Here is a 21437-nt window from a genome sequence, read left to right on the forward strand (position 1 = left end):
GGGCCCAGTGTGCGGGGGGAAGGCGGATCGCGGGAAGGGATCGGCGAAGCCGAGGGCGCCGAGGGCGCGGGGGCGCGGAAGGCGCCGAGAACGCCGTGGGCGCGGAGGGCGCCGTGGGCGCGGAGGGCGCTGCGGTCTACGGCTCCGGCCGCTCGGGCGGCTGCCGTTCCTCGCGGCGGCGGGCGAGGTGCACGGTGAGGTGGGCGGAGACCTCGACCGTGTCGGGCAGGATCGCGGCGATGGCGCGGAACGCCCGGTCGCGCACGGCGGGCGGCAGGACCAGATAGGCGGAGACGGTGGAGAGCTGACCGAGGTAGTCGGGGGCGGTCAGGGTCAGCGGGCGCTCCAGCCGGGACTGCCGGATATCGGTGAACCACCCGGACGTCAGGAGTTCGGTACCCGGCCACTGCATGTCCTGGTCATGGGGTGTGCCGTCCGGGGAGGGGATCTCGTCGGTCTCCAGACAGGGCGCCCGCGCCGTGCGCACCGCCTCCGCCAGCGCCGGGTCCGCGAGGCGGAAGGGCCCGCCGAAGGAGGCGAAGACCCCGCCGGGTTCGAGCAGCGCCGCCACCCGTGACCAGCGGCTCTCGGGGGCGGTCCAGTGCAGGGAGGCCGCCGCGTAGACGAGGTCGTACGGTGCGCGGGGCCGGACCTCCTCGAACGTGGCCCGCACCGCGCGCACCGAGTCCGGTACCCGTCGGCGCAGTTCGGCGAGCATGGCCGGGTCGGGTTCGGTCGCGGTGACCGCGATGCCGCGCCGGGCGAAGAGCCGGGTGGCCTTGCCGGTCCCGGCCCCGATCTCCAGCGCCGTACGGATCGGACGGCCCGCGTACGCCGCCACCTGGTCGGCGAGCGCCTCTGGATACCCCGGCCGGTACCGCTCGTACGCCTGCGCCACCGTCCCGAAGCTCATCGCCCGCTCAGTCATGCGGCGCATCCTGACACGCCTTCGGGCTTCCCCGCAGATCCCCCTGCGGGGGCCGCTTCTGCGGGTCCGTCAGCTGCCCACCCTGCGGCGGCCCAGCAGTTCGGCCAGGCCCCTGCGGGTCGCCGCCAGGATCACGCGGTCGCCGGACTTGAGGACGTAGGTGTCGGGGAGGTCCCAGATGAGGGAGGAGGGGGCGTCCCGGGCGGCGGCGGTGTCCGGGGCGGGGGCGGTGGGGGCCGTGTCCAGGGCGAGGATGCGCCAGGCGCCGGGGCGGAACGCCTGGGCGAGGGTGCGGCCCTCCAACTGGGGCTGCCCGGCCACCTCCAGCGCGGCGAAGAGCAGCACCCGGCGTTCGACGGGGATCGCGCCGAGGAGCTGGCGGCCGAACATCGCCGAGGCGAAGGCGGGTGCCGCGAGGTGGGAGACGCTGCGGCTGCGGGTGAGGGCCCCCGGGTACGCGGCGCGCAGGGTGCGGTACACGGCGGTCGCGAAGTCGTCGTCGTAGACCCGCAGCACGACCCGCAGCCGGGCGCGCAGGGAGCGGGCGTACAGCGCCGCCTCCAGGTTGGTGCTGTCCACGCTGGTCAGCGCGAGCAGGGCGTGCGCGCGATGGACCTTGGCCGCTTCCAGGACGCCCTCCTGGGTCACATCGCCCAGCACCACCGGCACCCGCAGCCGCCGGGCCGTCGCCATGCCGCGCGCCTCCGGGTCGGCCTCGACGCAGACCACCGGGATGTCCAGTTCGCGCAGCCGGGTCAGCACCCGGGTGCCGACCTTGCCCAGGCCCAGCAGGACCACATGCCCGCTCAGCCCGCGCGGCGGCTTGCGCAGGGACGACGCCGTACGGAAGGTGCCGAGCGCCTCCAGGGCCGCCGCCAGCAGCACCGGGAGCAGCAGCAGGCCCACCAGACCGGACAGGAGCTGGAGGATCTGCTGGGCGGCCGGGGCGTCCACCGCCGGCTCGTTGATCGCGAACAGGTCGAGCAGGGTGATGTAGGTCGCGTGCAGGGGGTGGTCGTCGGTGACCAGGATCAGCGCCACCGCCAGCGCCACCACGCACGCCACCAGCCCCGCCAGCGACCAGCGCAGCCGCCGGGAGAACAGCGAGGCGAAGGGCGGGCCGCCGCGCCGTGCGGGCAGTGAGGGGCCCGAGTACGACACCTGCTCCAGGACGATCGTCGCCCGGCCGGTCGCCGCCCCGACCTCCTCCGCGCCCGGCAGCAACTGCGGCCCCTGCGCCCCGCTGTCCTCCGCGCCCTCCGCGCCCGCCGGGTCGTTGCTCGTCGCCGACAGCAGCGCCAGGGTGGCGAGACCGGGGTCGGCGACCTGGCCGGGCCGCGGCGGGTCGCGTTCCACCGCCCGCAGCAGCAGACCGTCCGTCTCGACGACCTTGCTGGTGCCGGTGAGCGCCGTCGCCGCGAGCGCGGGCGCGGCCGTGTCGGCGTCGGAGAGGACCACGGTGGAGGGGCCGGGCGCGTCCGCTGCCCCCGGTGCTCCCGCCGTTCCCGGTGCTCCCGCCGTTCCCGGTGCTCCCGCCGCCCCCGCTGTTCCCGGTGCCCTGGCCGTTCCCGCCGCTCCCGGTGGCTGTGCCGCCAACGTCGATGCCTGGTCGAGGAGTTCCTCGATGTGCTGGCCGAGACGCCGGTTGTAGAGCCGCAGCACCAGCCGCAGTCTCGGGTTGAGGCGGCGGGCGGTCAGCGCGGCGCGGATGTTGGTCTCGTCGTCGTCGTGGACCAGCGCCAGGGCCGTCGCCCGGTCCACGCCCGCCTCCGCCAGCGCCGACTCGTTCGGTTCGGCCGCCTCCACGGTCCGCTCGCCCGCGCCCCCGCCCGCGCTGATCCCCGCGCCGTCGGTGTCCGCCGCCCCGGCCCGCGCCCCCGCGCCCGCCGCGCCGCCCCGGCCGACCACCGCGCCCATCCGGTCCAGCAGGGCCGCCGACGCCGCGCGGGCCCGGCCGACCACCGGCTGACGCAGACGGGGCCCGGTGGGCGGGACGACGAGGGTGACCTGTTCGCCGTAGACACCACGCAGTTCGGCGGCGAGCCGATGGGCCAGCGCGTCGTCGCCGCACACCACCATGTGCCCCGCCGCGACCCCTGCCGACCCTTGCCCCGGAACGCTCGCCACGAGGGACAAGACTGCCTCGGCGCGCCCGCCGGTTCCAGACGGCACGGCCCTCGTTTGACATCCTCCCCGCCTCCCTTCCATGCTTGTGCTAATTCATTAATGGAATGGTTTGAAGTAGGGATCGTGGCAGGCGTCATGGCAGCACCTGGAACCAGGAAAGAGCGATGGTGACGTGGTCGAGTACCGGATCGACCGTGGCAGCGGCGTCCCGGCCTATGTGCAGATCGTCGAACAGACCGAACGGGCCCTGCGCATGGGCACGTTGAAGGTCGGCGACAAGCTGCCCACGGCGAAGGAGGTGGTCGCGGCCACCGCCGTCAACCCCAACACCGTGCTGCGCGCGTACCGCGACATGGAGGCGGCCGGGCTGGTGGAACTCCGCCGCGGTCTCGGCACCTTCGTGACCCGCTCGCTCGCCCGGCCCGGCGCGGAGGACGACTCCCCGCTCCGCGCCGAGCTGGCGGACTGGACGGCCCGCGCCCGCCGCACCGGACTGGAGCGCGCCGACGTACTCGCCCTGATCACGGCCGCCCTGGACGCGTACGACGCCCAGGGCGCCGGCACCGCGCCGGACGCCCACGACACCCAGGGCGGCGGCACCGGGGGACACCCCGCCCCGCCCGCCCCCCGCACCACCATCAGGAGGACGCATGACCGGGCCTGACGCGCCGGCCGCGCTGCGCGCCACGGGACTCGGGTTCCGCTACCGGGCCCGTGGCGCATGGGCCCTGCGCGACTGCGATTTCACCGTGCCCCGGGGCCGCATCACCGCCCTGGTCGGCCGCAACGGCGTCGGCAAGAGCACCCTGCTGCACCTGGCCGGCGGGCTGCTGCGCCCCGGCGCCGGAGCGATCCGGGTGCTGGACACCGAGCCCGGCACCCCCGCCGCCCGCACCCGGGTCGCCCTGGTCACCCAGGACAAGCCGCTCTACCCGCGCTTCACCGTCGAGGAGACCCTGCGCCTGGGCGCCCGGCTCAACCCCACCTGGGACCGCGCGGCGGCCGAGCGGGTGGTCACCGAGGGCGCGATCGCCCTCACCGACCGGCTGGGCGAGCTGTCGCCGGGCCGCCGCACCCGGGTCGCCCTCGCCCTCGCCCTCGGCAAACGCCCTGAACTGCTGCTCCTGGACGAACCGATGGCCGACCTCGATCCCGTGGTGCGCGGCCGGATCATGGCCACCTTGATGACCGAGGCCGCCGAGCACGGCACCAGCATCGTGCTCTCCTCCCATGTGCTGCCCGAGCTGGAGCAGACCTGCGACTGGGTGCTGGTGCTGCGGGACGGACGCGCCGCGCTGTGCGAGGACGCCGACGCGCTGCGCGAGTCCCACGTCCAGATCACCGGCCGCGCCGACCAGGAGGCCGACCTCGCGGACCACACCGTCGTACGGCGTGGTGTCAGCGGCCGTCAGCTCACCGCGCTGCTCCGGCGGCGGGGGCCGCTGCGCGGCGACTGGCATGTGACCCGGCCCCGCCTGGAGGAGGTGCTCATGGCCCATCTCGCCGACGAAGAGCCCCACGCGCCCGGCAGCGGGCCCGGCAGCGAGCCCGGCAGCGCCTCGGCGGAGGTGGCCGCGTGAGCCGCTCACCCGCGGGCAGCACCCTGGACAGCGCACCCCCGGACGCGCGGGGCGGGGCGCGGGACCGCGCACCGGACGGCTCCGCCCGGCTGCTCCTCCTGGGCTCCCTCTGGCTGGCCTGGCGTCAGGCGCGGCTGCTCGTCACGGTCGGGGTGGCCGGACTCCTCGCCGCCGTCGCGGTCGCCGCGTACTCCCGGGCGGGCATGCTCGATGAACTCCGCAGCGGGATCTACGACCACTGCGACCCCGGCCCGCTGCACTGCTCGAAGCCCGGCGACGGCACCCCGATGCTGCTCGACATCGCCCCGCTCCAGTACCTCGGCCTGCTGAACATCGCGCTGCCCGTGCTGATCGGCGTCTTCTGGGGCGCCCCGCTGCTCGGCCGCGACCTCGAACTCGGCACCCACCGGACGGTGCTCTCCCAGGGCATCAGCCGCGCCCAGTGGTTCACCGCCCGCTTCGGTCTCGCCGCGGTCAGCACCATCGTCGTCTCCGGACTGCTCGCCACCCTGTTCGCCTGGTGGCGGGAACCGGCCGCCGACCACAGCTACGGGCTGTTCTGGTACGAGACCACCGCCCTCAGCGGCTCCGGCCCACGGGTCGTCGCGGGTGCCCTCTTCGGGCTCGCCGCCGGCACCCTGATCGGGCTGCTCGCCCGCCGGGTCCTCCCGGCCATGGGCCTGACGCTCGCCCTCACCGGGGCCACCGTCGTCCTGCTCGAACTCGCCCACAAGCTGCGGACCTTCGTGACCCCCCGGTCCTACCTCAGCGCGGGCGACACCCCGAAGCCGCCGATGGGGGAGAAGTGGTCCGCCGGCACCTATGGGCTGATCACCGCCGACGGCCGCCGTGACGATGTCATGAACTGCCCCTACCCGTCCGGCGCCGAGCTACGGGAATGCATGGGGAAGAACGGGTACGTCTCACGCTTCTACGAGGCCAACCCGCCCGGCGACTACTGGAGCTTCCAGTGGATCGACACCGGCATCCTCGGCGGCGCGGCGCTGCTGCTGACCGCGGCGACGCTCCTGGTGCTGCGGCGCAGAGCGGCCTGACCGCCCCCCCCGACCAGCCACCCCCCCCCACTCCTTACGCCCTTCACATCGACACCGCTCATCGCACGGAGGTCCCCCAGCCATGCCCGCAGACGCCAAGTCGCCCAAGAAGCTGGCCAGCAACCGCTCCGCCCTCACCCACAAGGCCGGGTACGCCCTGCGCAACCCCGCCAAGGTGGTGCCGTACGTCCGCCGGGCCACCCGGGACACCTGGCTGCGTCTCAAGCACCCCGACCACGTGGGCTACTACCGCGCGGTGATGGCCTCCGACACCCGCCGCAACCCGGAGGCGGCGGTCGGCAGCCAGACCCATGACCGCTGGCTGGCGCTGGGCCAGATGCAGTTCGACTACCTCCGCGAGCACGGGCTGAGCCCCGCGCACCGGATGCTCGACATAGGCTGCGGCAATCTGCGCGGCGGCTGGCGGTTCATCGACCACCTCGGCACCGGCAACTACTACGGCATCGACATCTCGCCGGACATCCTGGTCGCCGCGAAGAAGACCCTCACCGAGCGCAACCTCCAGGACAAGCTCCCGCATCTGACCATCACCGGCGATCTGACGCTGGACTTCCTGCCCGACGGCCACTTCGACGTCGTCCACGCGCACAGCGTCTTCTCGCACTCGCCGCTGCACGTCATCGAGGAGTGCCTCGCCCACGTGGGCCGCGTGCTCGCCCCGACCGGCTTCTTCGACTTCACCTTCGACCGCACCGAGGGCACCGAACACCAGGTCCTGCGCGAGGACTTCTACTACCGCACCGAGACCCTGCTGGCCCTCGCCCGCAAGCACGGGCTGCACGCCCGGTTCATGGAGGACTGGGAGACCCGGCCGCACGGCCAGTCGAAGATCCGCGTCAGCCGCTCGCCGCTGCCCGGCTGAGCGAGCGGCGATACGTCTCAGGAACGGGGGTCAGGAAAGGGTCAGGAAAAGGGTCAGGAAAGGGGGCCGGTCTCCGCGAGCGCCTGCGTGACCAGCGCGTTCGCATGACCGTGCCCCCTTCCGTGCTCTCCTTCAGCAGCTTCACCCCGCCGCGCCCCGCGTCACATCCCCCGCCTCCCGTGCGAGGACCCCGCCCTCGAACGTGCGGATCACCTGGGCCGTCACTCCCGGGCGCGGCACCGTGCCGTTGCGGGCCGCCTCCGCGCCCGCGTACACCAGTGCCCACATCACCTGCATGATCCAGGTGGCCGAGACGCCGCTGTCGAGGACGCCCTCCCGCTGGCCGCGCTCGATCAGGTCGAGGATCAGCCGCTCCACGGGGTCGTCGGCGCCGCCCTGTTCGTTCAGCTCGTCCAGGATCTGCTGCTCCCCGTAGGCGAACAGCATCCGGTCGCCGAGGCCGACCACCGCCGTGATCAGCCGGTGCACCCCCTCCAGCGGGGTCCCCTGCTCGGTCGCCGCGTCGCCCACCGCCCTGTCGATCAGCTCCAGGGAGTCCAGGACGGCGGCCCGCAGCAGCTGATCGCGGTCCGGGAAGTAGCGGTGCAGCGTACTGCGGCCCACATCGGCGGCCTTGGCGATCTCGGCGAGGGTCGCCCTGCGGTCCCGGCCCAGCACCGAGGCGGCGGCGTCGAGGATCGCGCGCCGGGTGCGGTTGCGGGTGCCGGATTCCTGCGGTGCGGGGGGCGCGGCGGGCGCGGCGGCCGACCCGGGCATCGTGCTCATGCCCCAAATATAGCGTTGGACAGTCCGACATGGACTCGGCATACTCGATAATGAGACATTGACGTCCCATAAATAAGAGCGAACATGCCAAGGGGAGAGCCCGCTGTGCCGACCACGGAAGTAGAAGAGCCGGAGAAGGCTCCCGTGCTGCCCAATCTGCGGCTGCTGTGGGCCTTCGTCCGCCCGCACCGCATGAAGCTCGCGATCGGTCTGGTCCTCGGGTTCTTCGTCACCGCGACCACACTCGCCACCCCGCTGGCCACCAAGTGGGTGCTCGACGGACTGGCCGAGTCCCGCTCGATCGCCCCCGCGGTCGTCGCGCTGTCCGCGCTGATCGTGCTCGGCTCGGTGATCCAGGCCGTGCAGTGGATCCTGCTCGGGCGGATGGGCGAGTACGTGGTGCGCGACGCGCGCAGGTCGATGATCCGCCGGCTGCTGCGGCTGCGGATCGGCGAACTGGGCGGCCGGTCCAGCGGGGAACTCGTCACCCGGGTCACCTCCGACACGGTGCTGATGCGCGAGGCCGCCACCTCCAGCCTGACCCAGCTCGTCAACGGCGTCATCGGCCTGGTCGGCGCGCTGACCCTGATGGCCGTGCTGGATCTGGTGCTGTTCTCCGTCACCCTCGGCAGCCTCGCCGTCGTCGGGGTGCTGGTCGCGCTGCTGATGCCGAGGGTCGCCAAGTCGCAGCGCGCCGCGCAGGAGTCCCTGGGCCGGCTGGGCGCGGCGCTCGACGGGGCGCTGCGGGCGATCCGTACGGTCAAGTCCGCGCGCGCCGAGGAGCGCGAGTCGGTACGGATCGTGGCCGAGGCCGACGCGTCCGCCCGGCACAGCATCAGGGCGGTGCACATCGACGCCGCGGTGTGGTCGATCACCATGGCCGGGGTGCAGGTGGCGATCCTCGCGATCCTGGCCCTCGGCGCGTTCCGGGTGGACTCGGGCGCGCTGGCCGTGTCCACCCTGGTCGCCTTCCTGCTCTACGCCTTCCAGTTGATGGACCCCGCCACCGAACTGGCGGGCCAGTTCTCCCAGTTGCAGTCCGGCGTGGCCGCCGCGGCCCGCATAGCCGAGTTGCAGAAGCTGGAGCTGGAGGAGGGCCACACCCGCGAGGCACCCGCCCGCCCGGTCCCGCAGCCGGTACAGCACCCGGCCCCGCAGCCTGTGTCCCGCCCGGTCCCGCAGCCGGCCCGGCCGTCGGCCGCCGAGACCACCCCGCACGTCCTGGTCTTCGACGACGTCACCGCCTGCTACGCCCCCGACGGCCCCCCGGTCCTCGACGGCGTCTCCTTCGCCGTCCCGCGTCACGGCCACACCGCGATCGTCGGCCCGTCCGGCGCGGGCAAGACGACCGCGTTCTCATTGATGCTGGAGTTCCTGAGCCCGCAGCGGGGCCGGCTGGTCCTCGACGGTCTGCCGCTGGAGGAGTGGCCCGCCTACGAGACCCGCCGCCGGATCGCCTACGTCGAGCAGGACACCCCGCTGCTGCCCGGCACCCTCGCCGACAACCTGCGCTATCTGCGCCCGGCGGCGACCGACGCCGACCTGTGGGCCGCGCTGGACGCGGTCGGTCTGACCCACCGGGTCCAGACCCTGTCCGAGGGCCTCGGCACGGTGCTCGCGGGCTCCACCGTCTCCGGCGGTGAGCGTCAGCGCATCGCGCTGGCCCGCGCGTTCGTCGCCGATCCGGAGATCCTGCTGCTGGACGAGGCGACGGCCCAGCTCGACGGGCTGACCGAGGCGGCCGTACAGGCGTTCATCCGGGACCGGGCCGGGCGCGCGGCCGTGGTGACGATCGCCCACCGGCTCTCCACGGTGGTGGAGGCGGACCGGATCATCGTCCTGGAGAAGGGCCGGGTCCGCGCGACCGGCACCCACCGCGAACTCGTCGCGAGCGACCAGCTCTACGCGGACATGGTGGCCGCGCTGCGGCTGTCCACCCAGGAGGAGCAGGGGGAGCAAGGGGAGGGGAGCGGGGAGCCCCTGGGGGAGCCGCAGGAGACCGCCGGGGTGGGATGAGCCGCCCGGCTCTGGATATCTGACGGCCCGTCAGCTACGTTTCCTGCGGCACGCCCCGCCACGGACCTGGACCCCGACACCACCCCCGTCACGGCCGACGGGCCGACGGAACGGAACGGATGAGGTGAGCGCAGTGGAGAACAGCCCGCAGCCTCCCGGCACCCCGCGCTGGGTCGCCATGTTCTACGAACCCGCCTCCGCCTCCTGGCGGATCGGCGCCGAGTCCCCGTACCGCGCGCCGGTGACCTACGCGCTCGGTGAGATGGCCCAGACCCTGCGGGCCCGCGGCGAGTCGGTGACCGTCTCCCTGTGGGGCCCGGAGCGGGGCGGCTGGCGGTGCCACGACTCCCCGCTCGCCGCCCCGGATACCCCGCTCGCCCCGGACGCCCCGCTCGCCCCGGACACGACGGAGGCCCCCGCCACCCCCACCGCCCCCGAGAGGCCGATCGTGGCCGGTTCCGCCAAGCTCGCCGAGCGGATGACCGACCGCCGTCAGCAGGTGCTGCTCGCCGGGCTGGGCCAGGCGGGGGTGTACGACCTGACGCCGGAGGACGAGGCGGCCGTGGCGGAGATCGTGGACCGGCTGGACGAGACCGCCGTGCGCCGACTCGCCCACTGGCTCGCCCGCCCGGGCGCCCAGTAGCCTGCGGGGCGGGAAGGCCCGCCCGAGCGACAGGGGAGTGCGACACATGAGGATCTCGGTGGACCCCGACCAGTGCTACGGCTCGGGTGACTGCGCCTACCGGGCCCCCGAGGTCTTCACCGTGGTCGACGGCTTCGGCTCGGTCCGGCCCGGACGTGAGGGCGCGTACGACGATCCGCGCGTCCGGGAGGCGATCGAGGGCTGCCCCTCCCAGGCGATCGCCCTCCGGGAGCCGGGGGCCTAGCCGTGGGGCACGGCCCGGTGCCGGGTCCGCTCGCGGAGACGCTGGTCACCCTGGGCCGCCGGTACGTCCGGGACGCCCCGGGGACCTGGGGCAAGGGGCTGCTCGCCGAGCGCTGGCTCAACCCGTCCCTGCGGGACCACCCGCGGCGCCGGGTGGTGGAACTGGCCTCCGGCGACCGGTTCGCCGTCGACACGCGGGATCTGATCCAGCGTTATCTGTATCTCTTCGGCGTCTGGGAGCCGCATCTGACGGGCTGGCTCCGGCGGCGGCTGCGGCCCGGTGACACCTTCGTGGACGTGGGCGCCAACATCGGGGTCTTCAGTGTGCTGGCGTCCCGGCTGGTGGGCCCCGCCGGACGGGTCGTCGCCGTCGAGGCGTCCCCGGACTTCCACCGCCTCCTCCTGCGACAGGCCGCGCTCAACGGCTGCCGCAATCTGCGGGCCGTCAACGCCGCCGTCTCCGACACCCGCGAGCCCCTGACCTTCGTCCTGGCCAGCCCGCACAACCTGGGCGCCAACAGCGTCGTCCCGTACGACGGTCCCGCCGAGTCGGTGTTCGAGACCGAGGCGGTCCCGCTGCCCGAACTGCTCTCCGCCGCCGAACTGGCCGGGGCGCGGGTGATCAAGATCGACGTGGAGGGCGCCGAGGGCGCGGTGGTGCGCGGACTGGCGCCGGTGCTCGGGGAGTTACGGCCGGACGCGGAGATCACCGTGGAGGTGACCCCCGAGCGCATGGCCGCGCTCGGCGACCGCGCCGAGGAACTCCTCGACCTCATGCGCGGCGCCGGCTTCCATGTCTACCGGCTCCCCAACGACTACGCGGCCGGCGGATACCCGCCCGCGATCAGCGGCCCGCGCCGGGTCCCGGTCCGGCTGCGCGGCCCCGTGCGGGGCGAGAGCGATCTGGTGTTCTCCCGGGTCGACGCGGAGTCACTGCCTTGACGCGGAAGGGGATTCAGGGGCGTTCGGGCCCTATGTCTGTTCCGGTCGGCGCTGGGCCAGGGCCCGTGCCCGTGCCTCCACCACCGTCATACGGGCCGCCCGTTCGACGGGGTCGGTGTGGGCGGACTGGCCGGTGACCTGGCCCGGCCACTTGCGGTAGTGCAGGCCGGTGTCGGCGGTGAACCAGCCCCGGCTCACCGCGTTCAGCGCCAGCAGCAGCCCGGTGTCCTCGGAGGCGGGCAGGGCCATCCAGCCGCCGAGGGCGAGCAGCAGGTCCCGGCGGACGAAGAGGGTGGCCGGATGGACCGGGGCGCGAAACCCCCCGCTCTTCCAGGGGTCGAGCAGCGCGCCGGGCTCGATGGGCCCGTGCCGGGGGTCGCCGGGGAAGCCGGCCGTCGTGCCGTCCGGGAGCAGATCGAGGACCCGGGAGGTGGCCCAGCCGAGCGTGCGGTCGGCCTCCAGGGCGGCCAGGTCCCGGGCGAGGGCGCCCGGGGTGAGCAGGTCGTCGGCGTCCAGGACCTTCACGTAGGCGCCGTCGGCGTGGGCCAGGGCCATGGTGCGGGCGACTCCGGGACCGCCGGGGCGGCCCTGGTGGAAGGAGACCCGGGGGTCGTCGGGGACCCGGGGGAGCACCTGGTCGGTGCGGCCGTCCTCCTGGATCAGCCAGTGCCACTCCCATCCCTCGGGCAGCCGCTGGGCGCGCAGGGAGTCCCAGGCGTCGGGCAGATACCGGGCCGAGGGGGCGTGGACGGCGGTGAGGACGATGATGCGCCGCGGCACGCGGCACCTCCGGGCTGTGGGGGGCGGGGGCGGCGGTGCGGGAGGGGCGGTACGGGAAACGCGAACGCCCGATCGCTGGCGACGGGGGATGCACCAGCGATCGGGCTATGGCCAAGCCTAACAAGGCTGTTGGTGCTGGGGGCCGACTTCCGGGCTGGGGCAAGGTGGTGTGACGCGGATCACATCAAAAAGGGGGGCTGGGCCGCTCTACGGATCGCACGGAGGCTCGTAAGAGAGCCGCGGGAGGTATTCGTCCCACTTGTCCCGGGTGAGTACGTCGTGCGTGGCGGCGCAGATGTGCCGTTCGGCCTCACCGACGTCCAGGTCCCACAGCCGGACCGTGCCCGCGCCGCTGGACACCCCGAGCATCCGGCTGCCGGGGCTGAAGGAGAGGAAGTTGCCGGTCTTGGCGTTGGGGCTCATGGAGTCGCCGATGCGTGAGGTGTCGGAGGGCCGCGAGACGTTCCACAGCCGGACCGTGTCGTCGTTGCCGCCGCTGGCGAGGGTGCGGCCGTCGCGGCTGAAGGTCAGCGACACGATCGCCTCGGTGTGCCCGGTCAGCGCGGCGCCCAGCGGCTCCGTCCGCGCCGGGTCGGCCGTGTTCCACAGCCGTACGGTGTTGTCCTCGCTGCCACTGGCCAGGGTGACGCCGTCCGGGCGGAAGGCGAGCGTGTTGACCGCCCCGCGATGGCCCCGCAGCGGCGCCCCGAGCCCGGTGGGGCGCGCGGGGTCGGTGACGTTCCACAGCCGGACCGTGGTGTCCGCGCTGCCGCTGGCCAGGGTCCGTCCGTCGGGGCTGAAGACCAGGTGGTTGACGTACCCGGTGTGGCCGGTGAGCGGCGGGCCCAGCGGGCGGGGCGCGGCCGGGTCGGTGACGTTCCACAGCCGGATGGTGCGGTCGTCGTAGGCGGTGGCGAGGGTACGGCCGTCGGGGCTGTAGGCGAGGGCGTCGGGACCGGCGTAGCGGGTGCGCAGGGTGACCGGCGGGCCGTGCCGGACCGGCTTGCCCGGATCGCTGACGTCCCACAACTGGACCCCGCTGCTGCCGGTCAGCGCCGCCAGGGTGCGGCCGTCGGGGGAGAACACCATCGACTTCACTTCCCCCTTGTCGGGGAGGAACGGCTCGCTCAGCCGCACCGGACGCTCGGGCCGCCGTACGTCCCACAGCCGGATGCTCTGGTCGCGGGCCGCGGTGGCGAGGACCCGGCCGTCGGGGCGGAAGGCACCGACCCGGCCCACCATGTCCGAGGTGGGCAGCGTCCACAGCCGGACCCGGCCGTCGCCGTTGCCGGTGGCCAGGGTGCGGCCGTCGGGGCTGAAGCCGAGCGCGAACATCTCGCCGCTGCCGCCCGCGAGCGGCTCGCCGATCTGGGAGGGGAAGGCGGGGTTGCTGACGTTCCACAGGCTGGCGGTGCTGTCGGCGCTGGCGGCGGCGAGGGTCTCGCCGTCCGGGCTGAACGCCACCGACCAGATCGGCCCGGTGTGCCCGACCAGCGGCGCCCCGAGCGCCTTGCCCCGGCGCACGTCGGACACGTTCCACAACTGCACGGTGTCGTCGGCGCTGCCGCTGGCCAGGGTCCGGCCGTCGGGGCTGAACGCCACGGAGTGCACCAGGGCCCGGTGCCCGGTCAGCGGGGCGCCGAGCGCCTCGGGGCGGCGCCGGTCGGCCACGTCCCACAGCCGGATCGTGGTGTCGTCCCCGGCGGAGGCGAGGGTGCGCCCGTCCGGGCTGAACGCCACCGACCGCACGGCGGCCGTGTGCCCGCGCAGGGTGGCCAGCGCGCGCGGCCGGGCGGCGTCGGACAGGTCCCACAGCCGGACGACCCGGTCCTCGGTGGCGGCGGCGAGCGTCCGGCCGTCCGGGCTGAACGCCAGCAGGTAGACCGTGCCGTCCTCACCGGTCCAGGGCGCGGCCACCGCCTTGGGGCGGCTCGGGTCGCTGATGTCCCACAGCCGCATCGTGCCGTCGTCCGAGGCGGTGGCGAGATGGTCGCCGTCGGGGCTGAACAGGGCCGTGCTGACCCAGCTGCCGTGCCCGGACAGCGCACCGCCGAGCGGTTTCGGACGGCTGCGGTCGCGGATGTCCCACAGCCGTACGGTCCGGTCGTAGCTCGCGCTGGCGAGGATCCGGCCGTCCGGGCTGAAGCTGGTGAGGTAGACGGCCCCGGTGTGCCCGGCGAGCGGGGTGGCCAGCGGGGCGTTGACGATGGCGATGAGCCGGTTCCAGGTGTCCTCGTCGCCCGGGCGCAGCCGGTGGGCCACCAGATCGATCTGCGCCGACATGGAGGGATCGGAGTCGCGCACCCGGTCCGCCTCGGCGAGGACCTGGGCGAACACGGCGTCGTCGCGCTGCTGCCAGGCGATCACCGCCGAGCCGACCGCCAGTACCGCCAGTGCCACCAGCATGGCCACCGCGCCCCGGCTGAGCCAGACCGTACGGCGGCGCAGCCGCACCGACGCGGTCAGGAACTCCCCGGCGCTGCGGGTGAGCGCGGTGTCCCCCACCCCGGTCGCCCAGGTGTGCGCCTGCTCCAGCCGCGAACCCCGGTACAGCAGCGCCGAGTCCCGGCCGCCCGCCTCCCACGCCCGGCCGTCCTCCTCCAGGCGCTGGCGCAGCAGATGGCCGCCCCGGTCCTCGTCTATCCAGTCGCGCAGCCGGGGCCAGGCGTGCAGCAGGGCCTCATGGGTGATCTCCACGGTGTCCGCGTCCAGCGTCACCAGCCGGGCGCGGACCAGCGCCTCCAGGGACTCCTCCGTCTTGCCCGGATCGGCGGACTCCTCCGCGAGCTGACGCCGGGTGGCCCGGCGCCGGGTCGCCGCGGTGTCCTCACCGAGCCGCACCAGCCGCAGCAGCAGCAGCCGGGCCGCCGTGCGCGCGGCCGGGTCCAGCGCCGACCAGGCCCGTTCGGCGGTGGCCGCGACCGCGCCCTGGATGCCGCCCGCGCCCCGGAACCCGGACAGGGTCAGCCGGCCGCCCTTGCGCCGCTGCCAGGTGGCGAGCAGCGCGTGCGACAGCAGCGGCAGCACGCCCGCGTCGTGGGCGCCGCGCGGGCCGTCCACGCTGACCTCCCGCACGATCAGCTCCGCGAGCCCCGCCTCCAGCTCCAGCCCCACCGCCCGGGCCGGCCCGGTCACCGCGTCCCGCAACTCGGCGGTGGTCAGCGGCCCGAGCACCATCGTCCGGTGCTGGAGCGCCTCGGCCAGCTCCGGATGGCCGAGGCACTGCTCGTAGAAGTCGGCGCGGATGCCGAGCACGACGAGAACAGGGGGGTCGGTGGGGCTGGTGGGGCCGGCGGGGACAGCGGGGTCGGTGGGAGCGGTGGGGGCGGCGGGGACAGTGGGGGCGGCGGGGTCGGTCGGGATGCCAGGGGTGCGGGGGCCCATGTGCTCGACGCCCCCGGCCTGGGACTGGGGCTCGGCGCCCCCGGCCTGGGACTGGGGCTCGGCGCCCCCGGTCCGGGACTGGGGCTCGGCGTTCCCGGTCCGGGACTGGGGCTCGGCGTTCCCGGTCCGGGACTGGGGCTCGGTGTTCCCGGCCTGGGCCGCGGCGGCGTGCAGTACCTGGATGAACGTACGGCGGTCGTCCTCGTCCGAGCAGAGGGTGAACACCTCCTCGAACTGGTCCACGATCAGCACCGGAGGGGCGGGCGGGCGCCGCGCCCAGCGCACCAGGGACTCCCGGACGCACTCCTCGAAGGACGCCGAGCCGGGATCGAGCGCGAGGGCGTCGGTCAGCTCGGGTATCTGCCGCACCAGCTCCTTGAGCGGGTCGTTGCCCGGCACCAGCCGCAGCACCGCACGCTCCTGCCCGAGGACACCGCTCTCCAGCGCGGGCAGCAGCCCGGCGTTCAGCAGCGAGGACTTCCCCGCGCCCGACGCCCCCACCAGCATCACCAGCCCGCCGCGGCGCTCGGCCCGGCGGAGCTGGGCGACCAGCGCGGTGGTGCTGCGCTCCCGCCCGAAGAACCAGCCGGCGTCCTGCTGCCGGTAGGAGGCCAGCCCGCGGTAGGGGCACACACTGTCCGGCACGGCGGCCGGGGCGTCGTCCTCCGCGGCCCGCTCCCCGAGCGGATCGGCGAGTGCCAGTTCCCAGAGCCGCTGCCACTGGGCGAGGTCGTACAGCCCGGCGGAGACCGGCGCCGGTCGCGCCCGCCGGGCGGCGGGTATCAGGACGTGCAGCACGGCCGCGAGCGCGGCGAACTGAGCCGGTACGTTCTTGGCCCGCCGCCAGTCGCTGATCCGCTGGGCGGAGACCCGGACCGCCCGCCCCCGCTCGTCCACCCGCTGCAACCGCACCACCGCGTCCGCCACACTCTTGAGCGGAGGGTTCCCGGCCTCCTTGTACAGCAGCGCCAGCCGCTCGGCGAAGGCGGAACGTGCCGCGGACTCCCCGGACTCCCCGGAACCCAACGCCTTCACCTCCTCGTGCTGCTGGTGCCCCGCCACCGGCCGGCGGATGGCCGGGGCGACGGTCCGGCGCCCGCTCGGACACCGGTGGGCGGCCTGCGGGACGCGGTTCCGGACGGGTGGAACGTCCGGACCGGAAAACTCACCTTATACGGCTGACCTGCGGCGAAGCCGGTGTCCGGAGACCGGATACTCCTCCTCGGGAGCGTCGGCTGGCAGGATCACGACGCAACAACGCACCCACGGTGCGTAGCCAGGGCAGGTCACCAGCGCAGCGCTTCCGAGAGGCAGCCGATGCCGCCGCATGATCTGGGTCAAATTCCGCCAACGTTCCGAGCGCCACGCGCCGCCCCGGCCACCGCCCCCTGAACCCGGCTCCCGATTCCGCCCCCCGCGCCTCCACCCCTCCGGATCCCCCCGCCACCGTCGGCGGCACGGATCCCCTCAATTCGCGTCGTTCGGCACCGGTCTCCACGTGGGGAGGGACCGGGGCCGAACGACGCGGCGCGGGGGCAGGCCCCGGCTCGGCCGGGGACCTGCCCCGCCGTACCCGGCGGCAGGGCGGCCATCGGGCGGTGGGTACGCTGCCGAGGACACCGTCCCGGGAGACCTGGGGACATCCGGGTGCACCTGTGGACGAACGGGGGCACCCGGGGACGCCCGGGGACACCAGGGCACCCGGGGACACCAAGCGACACTTAGGGACACCAAGGGACACTTGGGGACGCCCGGGGACGCCCGGGGACGCCCGGGGACGGTCCCCGGACCCCGAGGGACGCCTCCGTCACCCCCGCCGACCCACCCGTAAGGCCCGCCCCATGCGACCGCCGCGATCGCCGCGACCACCGCGCTCCACCGGTACCGCCTCCCCGGCGTCCGGAGCGCTGCGCGGGATGCGGGCCGGGACGCTGGCGACGCTGTGTGTGCTGCTCCCGCTGGCCGGTCATGTGCTGGCCCGCTGCCACGCGCCCCGCTGGATCATCGTCGCCGCGGTCGCCGCCGTCGCCGTGCCGGGCGCCGCGCTGCTGACCCGGCGGCGGCTGACGGACGCCCAGGTGCTCGGCGCCCTCGCGGCGGCCCAGATCACCTCGCACCTGGCGTACACCCTGCCGGGCGCCTGCCAGGCCATGGCCGGGCAGCGGACACCGACCGGGGCCCTGCTCGCCCTGGTCGAGCGGCACGGCACCGTCGCCGAACCGGGCCCGCCCGCCGGTGTCCTGCTCGCCGGGCACCTCATCGGCGTCGTCATCGCGGCCCGGCTCCTCGGCGTCGGCGAACGCCTGCTGTGGCAGAGCGGACCGGCGCTGGCCGCGCTGACCGCCGTACGCCGTCTGCTGCTCTTCGTGTGGCCACGGCTCGGCCCGCCGCGGGGGACCGGCCCGCGCGTCGTCGTCCGGGAGCGTTCCGCGCCGCCGCGCTCCGCCCCGCCGGTACGGCGTCACGCGGGCAGGGCACCGCCGAGAGGCGGGCGGCTCACCCCCGCCCCTCTCCTCGCGCCCTTCCGGCCCTCGCCGACCGGCGGCCCGGTCCTGCTCTGACGCGGCTCTCCCGACAGCCGCGCCGACCGACCCGGCCGACCCGGCCGACCGCGGGGCCGGGCCCTCCCGTCCGTCGCCCCGAGGGCTGACGGAGCCACAGGAAGCCCGACCCACTCATGCCCGCAGCAGACAGGCGTGCCGCCCGCACGGCGGCCCGCGTCCTCGTCGTACCCGCCGCCGCGCTGGCGGCCCTCACCGCGACCGTCCCGCAGGCCGCGGCCCACACCGGCCTCAGGACCACCACCCCCACCGCCGACACCACCCTCCCCGCCCCGCCCCCGGAGGTACGGCTCACCTTCAGTGACCCGATGAGCGAGAAGTACGCCCAGGTCGCCGTCACCGCCGCCGACGGCTCGTCGGCGGCCGAGGGCGAGCCGCGGGTCAGCGGCAGCACGGTCACCCTCACCCTCGCCGCCGGAACCCCGGCGGGCCGGTACACCGTGGGGTACCGGGTGGTGTCCGCGGACGGCCACCCGGTGGAGGGGTCGTACGCCTTCACGGTCCGGGGCACGGGCACACCCGCGAGCCCGAGCGCCAGGGCCACCCGGGACCAGCGGGCCGAGCCGGAAGCCGAAGAGACCGCCGCCGACTCCTCCGCCTCCGGAGACTCGGCCCTGCCCCTCGTCGCCGGAGCCGCGGCGGTGGTGGCCGTCGTGGGCGCGGGCGGCATGACGTACGTGCTGCGGCGGCGGCAGAGGCGGTCGGGCCATGACGGCTGAGCCGAAAGCCCGGCCGCGCGGCCTGCCCCTGCTCCTTTCCTCGGCGGCGGTGGTGGCGGTGACCGTCGCCCTGATCGCCGTAGGGACCGGCGGGGGAGCGGGGACGCCGGGCGCGGCACCGGTCCCCGGCATCGCGAGCGCGGGCCCGCTGACCGACTGGGGCCTCCCGGTGGCCCGCACGCTCATGGACGCCTCGGCGGTGGCGACGATCGGCGCGCTGCTGCTGGTCGTGGTCCTCCTCCCCGGCGGACGCCGACTGGGCGGACCCCGGCTCCGCTACCTGGACTGGGCGTGCGCGGCGGCGGCCGTCTGGGCGGTGACGGCCCTGGCCACCCTCCTCCTCACCCTCTCCGACCTGTTCGCCGTCCCGGTGGCGGAGGTGGCGACCCCCGCGACGGTGGCGGACTTCGTCGCGACCGACCCCCAGGGCCGCGCGTACGCGATGTCGGCCGGGACGGCGGCGGTCCTCGCCACCCTGTGCGTCGGCATCGGCTCGGCCCGCTGGTCCCGGGTGGCCCTGCTGCTCGCGCTCGCGGGCCTGCTGCCCCCGGCGTTCACGGGCCACTCCGCCGCCGCGGCGAACCACGACGCGGCGGTCATCAGCCTCGCCCTGCACCTCCTCGGGGCGGCGGTGTGGGTCGGCGGCCTGCTGTTTGTGCTGATCGCCGCGGTGCGCGGGGAGCCGGGGACGGCCGATGCCGTACGGCGCTTCAGCCCACTGGCCGGCGGGGCACTGCTGACGGTGGCGGCGAGCGGCCTGGTCAACGCGGCCGTCCGCCTCCCCTCCCTCCCGGACCTGTTCACGAGCGGGTACGGCGTCATGCTCCTCGCCAAGACGGCGGCGCTCGCGGCACTGGCGGCGCTCGGCCACACCCACCGCCGCCGCACCCTCCCGGCGCTGCGCGAGGGCGGCCGGCGGGGCCCGTTCGTACGGCTGGCGGCGGGCGAACTCCTCCTCATGGCGGCGGCGACGGGCCTGGCGGTGGGCATGTCCCGCACCCCGGCCCCGGGCGCGCGGACGTCGGGCCTGACGCCCGCCGAGGAACTCCTCGGCTTCGCCATGCCCCCCGACCTGGGCGACTTCCCGTGGACCCCGCTGTTCACCGAGTGGCACTTCGACCCGCTGTTCGCCTTCGGTACGGCAGCGGCGGCGGCCCTCTACCTGGCGGGTGTACGCAAGCTGCGCCGACGCGGCGACGCATGGCCGGTGGGCCGCACGATCGCCTGGCTGCTGGGGCTGGCGGTGGCGGTCCTGGCGACCATGAGCGGACTCGCGGTGTACGGGAAGGTGCTGTTCAGCGTCCATATGGGCCAGCACATGATCCTGGCGATGACGGTCCCGCTGCTGCTGGTCCTGGGCGCCCCCGCGACCCTGGCCCTGCGCGCCCTCCCACCCGCGCCGAAGGACTCCCCCGGCGGCCCCCGCGAGTTCCTCCTCAAACTCCTCCACAGCCGCTACGTACGCGTCCTGTCCCACCCGGTGGTGGCGAGCGTCCTCTTCGTCGGCAGCGCCTTCGCGGTCTACTACACCTCGCTGTTCGAGACGCTGATGCGCAACCACCTCGGCCACATGGTCATGCTGGTGCACTTCCTGGCCGTAGGGCTGCTGTTCTTCTGGGTGATCATCGGTATCGACCCGGGCCCGCGCCGCCCGCCGTTCCTGGGCCGCCTCTTCGTCCTCATCCTGACGATGCCGTTCCACTCCTGGTTCAGCATCTCCCTGATGAGCAGCACGGCCCTGATCGGCGAGGGCTGGTGGTCCCTCCTGGACCGTCCTTGGGTGAGCGACCCGATGGAGGACCAGTACGACGCGGGCGCCATCGCCTGGGCCACCGGGGACATCCCCGTCCTCATCACCACGATCATCCTCTCCGTCCAATGGGTCCGCGCGGACCGCCGGGAGGCGACGCGCCTGGACCGCCGTATCGACCGCGGCGACGGAAACGACCCGTTCACCGCGTACAACGCGTACTTGGCGAGCCTGCACGCCAGGGACGCGGCCCCTTCCGACCCCCGAATGGAGCAGGAGCAGCCATGACCAGCAGGAAAGCCATGACCAGCAGGAAAGCCGTGACCAGCGGGAAAGCCATGACCAACAGGACCGACATGACCCACATGACCAGGGTGAAGAAGCAACTGATAGCGGTGGCGGTACTGGTGGTGGGCTTCGCCGCCGCCTACGGCTCGTACCTTCTCCTCTCCCCCGACAACAGCCCCCGGAGCAGCCTGGACGTGAAACCGGCGGCGGAGGCGATGCCGGTACGCCCCGACAGCCACCGCCTGAGCGATCCGGAGCGCAGCGAGCTGACCGTCGTGGAGTTCCTGGACTTCGAGTGCGAGGCGTGCGGGGCGTACTACCCCGCGGTCGAGAAGCTCCGCGAGGAGTACGGCGACCGGGTCACCTTCGTGGCCCGCTACTTCCCGATGCCGGGCCACCGCAACGGCGAACTGGCCGCCCGCACCGCCGAAGCGGCGGCCCAGCAGGGCAAGTTCGAGGAGATGTACAGCAAGCTCTTCACCACGCAGAAGGAATGGGGCGAGTCCCAGGACTGGAAGGAGGACGTCTTCAGGGGCTACGCCGAGCAACTGGACCTGGACATGAAGGAGTTCGACGCCGCCCTGAACGACCCGAAGACGGCGGGCCGGGTCCTCGACGACCAGCGCGACGGAGTCGCCCTCGGCGTCCAGGGCACCCCGACGTTCTTCTTCGACGGCAAGAAGATCGACAACCCGGCCACGTACGACGAGTTCAGGGCGCTGATCGAGAGCCATCTGTCGGACACGGACTGA

General features: G+C 74.4%; 17 protein-coding genes. 12 read left to right on the forward strand and 5 right to left on the reverse strand.

Features of this window, described 5'->3' with window-relative positions; translation table 11 throughout:
* Positions 1-136: 136 nt before the first annotated feature.
* Both ACIQNG_RS25210 and ACIQNG_RS25215 read right to left on the reverse strand, forming a co-directional pair.
* A complete protein-coding gene (locus tag ACIQNG_RS25210; protein WP_401487968.1) occupies positions 137-928 on the reverse strand; it encodes a class I SAM-dependent methyltransferase in 792 nt (263 codons plus the stop codon).
* A gap of 69 nt (positions 929-997) precedes the next feature.
* Positions 998-3007, reverse strand: coding sequence for an NAD-binding protein (locus tag ACIQNG_RS25215; protein WP_401488223.1), 2010 nt, complete (start codon positions 3005-3007; stop codon positions 998-1000).
* A gap of 220 nt (positions 3008-3227) precedes the next feature.
* On the opposite strand from ACIQNG_RS25215, the gene ACIQNG_RS25220 reads away from it, so the two are divergent.
* The 4 genes from ACIQNG_RS25220 (at position 3228) to ACIQNG_RS25235 (ending at position 6573) form a co-directional block, all read left to right on the forward strand.
* Positions 3228-3719 (forward strand): GntR family transcriptional regulator, encoded by a 492-nt coding sequence (locus tag ACIQNG_RS25220; RefSeq protein WP_401487970.1) that lies wholly within the window; start codon positions 3228-3230, stop codon positions 3717-3719.
* Positions 3706-4635: an ABC transporter ATP-binding protein gene (locus tag ACIQNG_RS25225; RefSeq protein WP_401487972.1), complete on the forward strand. Its 930-nt coding sequence runs from the start codon at positions 3706-3708 to the stop codon at positions 4633-4635. The genes ACIQNG_RS25220 and ACIQNG_RS25225 overlap by 14 nt, the downstream gene beginning before the upstream one ends.
* Entirely contained in the window at positions 4632-5690 is a 1059-nt protein-coding gene (locus ACIQNG_RS25230) for an ABC transporter permease (protein ID WP_401436103.1), read from the forward strand. Before ACIQNG_RS25225 ends, ACIQNG_RS25230 begins: the two co-directional genes overlap by 4 nt.
* 82 nt (positions 5691-5772) lie before the next feature.
* Positions 5773-6573, forward strand: coding sequence for a class I SAM-dependent DNA methyltransferase (locus ACIQNG_RS25235; protein ID WP_401487974.1), 801 nt, complete (start codon positions 5773-5775; stop codon positions 6571-6573).
* A 141-nt stretch (positions 6574-6714) separates the two neighbouring features.
* Here the strand turns inward: ACIQNG_RS25235 and ACIQNG_RS25240 are convergent, their stop codons facing one another.
* On the reverse strand, positions 6715-7359 hold the full coding sequence (locus tag ACIQNG_RS25240; RefSeq protein ID WP_401436098.1) for a TetR/AcrR family transcriptional regulator: 645 nt from the start codon (positions 7357-7359) through the stop codon (positions 6715-6717).
* A 105-nt stretch (positions 7360-7464) separates the two neighbouring features.
* Between ACIQNG_RS25240 and ACIQNG_RS25245 the strand changes: the two genes are divergently transcribed.
* From ACIQNG_RS25245 to ACIQNG_RS25260, 4 genes are all read left to right on the forward strand, one after another.
* Positions 7465-9375, forward strand: a complete 1911-nt coding sequence (locus ACIQNG_RS25245) for an ABC transporter ATP-binding protein (protein WP_401487977.1) — start codon at positions 7465-7467, stop codon at positions 9373-9375.
* 124 nt (positions 9376-9499) lie between these two features.
* Entirely contained in the window at positions 9500-10018 is a 519-nt protein-coding gene (locus ACIQNG_RS25250; RefSeq protein ID WP_401487979.1) for a hypothetical protein, read from the forward strand.
* A 46-nt stretch (positions 10019-10064) separates the two neighbouring features.
* Positions 10065-10262: a ferredoxin gene (locus ACIQNG_RS25255; protein WP_401436090.1), complete on the forward strand. Its 198-nt coding sequence runs from the start codon at positions 10065-10067 to the stop codon at positions 10260-10262.
* 41 nt (positions 10263-10303) lie between these two features.
* Entirely contained in the window at positions 10304-11203 is a 900-nt protein-coding gene (locus tag ACIQNG_RS25260; protein WP_401436468.1) for an FkbM family methyltransferase, read from the forward strand.
* Positions 11204-11233: 30 nt separating this feature from the next.
* On the opposite strand, the gene ACIQNG_RS25265 is transcribed toward ACIQNG_RS25260, so the two are convergent.
* Entirely contained in the window at positions 11234-11983 is a 750-nt protein-coding gene (locus ACIQNG_RS25265; RefSeq protein ID WP_401487981.1) for a glycosyltransferase family 2 protein, read from the reverse strand.
* A gap of 207 nt (positions 11984-12190) precedes the next feature.
* Positions 12191-16429, reverse strand: a complete 4239-nt coding sequence (locus ACIQNG_RS25270) for an AAA family ATPase (protein ID WP_401487983.1) — start codon at positions 16427-16429, stop codon at positions 12191-12193.
* A 779-nt stretch (positions 16430-17208) separates the two neighbouring features.
* Between ACIQNG_RS25270 and ACIQNG_RS25275 the strand changes: the two genes are divergently transcribed.
* The 4 genes from ACIQNG_RS25275 (at position 17209) to ACIQNG_RS25290 (ending at position 21437) form a co-directional block, all read left to right on the forward strand.
* The gene (locus tag ACIQNG_RS25275) at positions 17209-17928 is read left to right on the forward strand and encodes a hypothetical protein (RefSeq protein WP_401487985.1); all 720 of its coding nucleotides are present in this window, start codon (positions 17209-17211) and stop codon (positions 17926-17928) included.
* 116 nt (positions 17929-18044) lie between these two features.
* Positions 18045-18647, forward strand: coding sequence for a copper resistance protein CopC (locus ACIQNG_RS25280; protein ID WP_401487987.1), 603 nt, complete (start codon positions 18045-18047; stop codon positions 18645-18647).
* Entirely contained in the window at positions 18637-20685 is a 2049-nt protein-coding gene (locus tag ACIQNG_RS25285) for a cytochrome c oxidase assembly protein (RefSeq protein WP_401487988.1), read from the forward strand. Before ACIQNG_RS25280 ends, ACIQNG_RS25285 begins: the two co-directional genes overlap by 11 nt.
* 68 nt (positions 20686-20753) lie before the next feature.
* Entirely contained in the window at positions 20754-21437 is a 684-nt protein-coding gene (locus tag ACIQNG_RS25290; protein WP_401488225.1) for a DsbA family protein, read from the forward strand.

Origin of the sequence: Streptomyces sp. NPDC091377, from assembly GCF_044757045.1 — a bacterium.
Taxonomy (GTDB): Bacteria; Actinomycetota; Actinomycetes; order Streptomycetales; family Streptomycetaceae; genus Streptomyces.